The sequence below is a fragment of the Synechococcus sp. H60.3 genome (genome assembly GCF_047462295.1).
Taxonomy (GTDB): domain Bacteria; phylum Cyanobacteriota; class Cyanobacteriia; order Thermostichales; family Thermostichaceae; genus Thermostichus.
Genome location: NZ_JANSIY010000105.1, coordinates 1 through 2,518, shown reverse-complemented (window position 1 = coordinate 2,518; position 2,518 = coordinate 1). Strand labels below are relative to the sequence as shown.

At 62.5% G+C, this 2,518-nt stretch carries 3 protein-coding genes; all 3 read right to left on the bottom strand.

The window, feature by feature from the left end; translation table 11 throughout:
• Positions 1 to 455: RAMP superfamily CRISPR-associated protein (locus tag NW841_RS10380; protein ID WP_414386290.1), on the bottom strand; the 455-nt coding region annotated here is incomplete at its 3' end.
• Between the two features lie 44 nt (positions 456 to 499).
• Positions 500 to 1,624 (bottom strand): type III-B CRISPR module-associated protein Cmr3, encoded by a 1,125-nt coding sequence (locus tag NW841_RS10375; protein ID WP_414386288.1) that lies wholly within the window; start codon positions 1,622 to 1,624, stop codon positions 500 to 502.
• Positions 1,621 to 2,518, bottom strand: an 898-nt coding sequence (locus NW841_RS10370; protein ID WP_414386287.1) for a Cas10/Cmr2 second palm domain-containing protein, incomplete at its 5' end; no start/stop codon positions are given. The genes NW841_RS10370 and NW841_RS10375, both read right to left, overlap by 4 nt.

Genomic DNA, 2,518 nt, shown 5'->3' with positions numbered 1-2,518 from the left:
AAGTCTTGCCAGTTGGCCCACTTTTTCAGGCCATTTTTCAGGATGGCATCCTTGAGGTAGAGGGGCCGGTTTGTCTCCAAGTTGGTGCTATAGGGATCCGGCACCTGCAACTGCTGGCCACTTAGCCGCAGCCAGCGCTTGAGCAAGAGGGGGCAGCTCATCCAGACTACGCCGTGGCTGAGGGAAGCCACCGGCACCCACAACAGGGATCCATCCCCAATCCAAATGGAGCCTTGGGTAAGCTGATCCCCCTCCCCAATTTCGTTGCCAAAGAGCTCAAACTTTAACTCTTTCTCAGCCACACTGGCCCGCAATTTGCCGCGGATGGTGCTGGAAGGAATGTAGGGCAAGTTGGTGTGGGCTTCGCGGGCAATGCCCAAGAGGTTGCCTTCTTGGGTGGTGCCGCCGGTGTGCAGGGGGGTTAACAGGGTGAGATAGACCAGGTGAAAAGTCATCGAAAAAACACTCCTTATCGACAAAGAACAGGGCTGCAAAAGCATCAGTTAACCCAAGGCAGCCAGAGCAACTCGCTGTAGCCCAACAGCCGCCAGCGGTGGAAGACGTTGAGCCGGCCATCTTCCAGCTCCGGCTCGTCCTGCCCAAGGGGAGCCGGCTGCTCCAGGTAGTAGACGCTGCCGGGCGGGGCGGCAAACACTTGCGGAGCCGGTAAGCTGGTCTTGCGCGGCTCTGTTAGGGAATCCACCTGCAGGCGGCCGCTGATGGGAACCGGCTTGCCGGTGGCCACGCTTACCAGAGGGCCGGTGAGGGAGTGGGCAGGGTGGGGGGTGGCCAAGCGCCATTCCCAGGGCCAGGCGCGGCAGAGGGAGCGCCCATCCACCTTCTTGATGAACACTCCAGGCGTAACCAGGTAGGCCAAGGCCCGCCGGGTTTGCCGGAAGGTCTCTTGGGAGAGCTCCTGCAGCGCTTGCCACTGCTTGCCTAGCTTTGGGCAAGGGCCCAGGAGAGCGCCGTGGCCTTCTCCCCCCAGCCGCACCACCTCTTCTTGCTCCAGGGGCAAGGGATCCCAGGTTTCGCGCTCGGGATCCCAGCACTCGATGGAGAAAGCCAGGCTCCAGCCGGGCTGCAGGCGGATGCAGGTTTCCACAAAGTAGCCATCGGCTTCTCGCACCTGACGTTTGCCTGCCTGCAGGGTGTTGTGGGGCCGCACCTCTGCCACCCAGGGGGGCGGAACAGCTTGAGCCAGATCCCAGCCCTTGCCCTGCAGCGCTTTTTGCACCGCCTGAAAGGGCAGGTAGCCGGCGGCCTTTTGCTTGGGGCTTGGCCGTTCCTCCTCCGGAGCTGCTGCTACCAAAGGGGCGGGCCGAGTGGGATCCCAACGGTAGCCGCTGTAGGAATGCTCCTCTTCCAGCCAGGGGATGGGCACCAGCGGGGATCCCTGGTCAAGGTGCAGGGGGCTGGGGAAGTAAAGCTGCTCATCCCAGCAGAGGAAGGGGCCGCGCAGGCGCAGGGTTGCCGGCTGGCCCAGGTGGGCCAGGATGGCTCCGGCCAGGGTGTGGCCGCTGGGCGGAAAGCCGCTGGTGGCCCAGGCCCGCTCCCCCGGCGCAAAGGGCCTGGCATCGCGAAACATCCACACATCCAAAGGCGAGAGCACAAACCAACTCATCGACCGTTCCTCCCCAATTTCACGGTGCGGTTGCGCAGCACAAAGGCCGCTAGCTTAAACCAGTTTTTGATGGCCAGATCCCAGGCTGCCGGCTGGGCGGGCAGGCTGTGCTGCCAAAAGTGCTGGATAAACTCGATTAGCTTGGCTTGGAAGCGATCCCTCTGCTCGCTTTCGCCGCCAAAGAGATCCCGGCGGCTACAGAACAAGCGGGCCCAATCGGGCACAGCTTCCAAGCTGGGGGCGGGGTGCTGCTCCCAGAGCTGGGCAGCCTGCTCAAACAGCGAGCTTTGATCCTGCTGTTGGCCCAGCAACTTCCAGTCAAAATCCAGCAGGTCTTTCCACTTGTCGAAGGTGTCGAACTTGCTGGTGCCCACCAGTTGGTTGCCGTTGGCAAACAGTACCCGCACCTGGACGCTGTCCTTGGGGCTGCCATGAGCATAGGCCTGCCCTTTGGCGCCTTTTTCTGCCTCCCAGAGATTTTCCAGGGCAATGGCCAAGGGCACCGAGTGGTGGGCAATCACCACACCAAAGCTAATGCTGGCCAGGGATCCCAGGGTAAAAAGAGGGCGGCGGCTGAGGCCAGCCGGCAACTGCGCCTTTTGCCACTGCCAGTAGTCCCCTTCGTTGGCGAACTCCCGCCAGTCGTCTTCGCCGCCGCGGAAACACTGGCGGATGTCCCAGAGCCAGCCATCCCACTCCCAGAGGTTGGTGTAGGCCAAAACGTCGTCTCCCCCGGCGTAGATGAGCCTGCCGGCGTAGCGCTGCTCGGTGAGGTAGGGCACCAACTGGCCGGAAAAATCCAACAGGGCGCGGCTGAGGGCGCTGTGGGTGGCCGGGCCCATGCGCTTGCGGCTGGTTTTAACAAACTCGCCGAAGGCGTCCTTGACCTGCTTG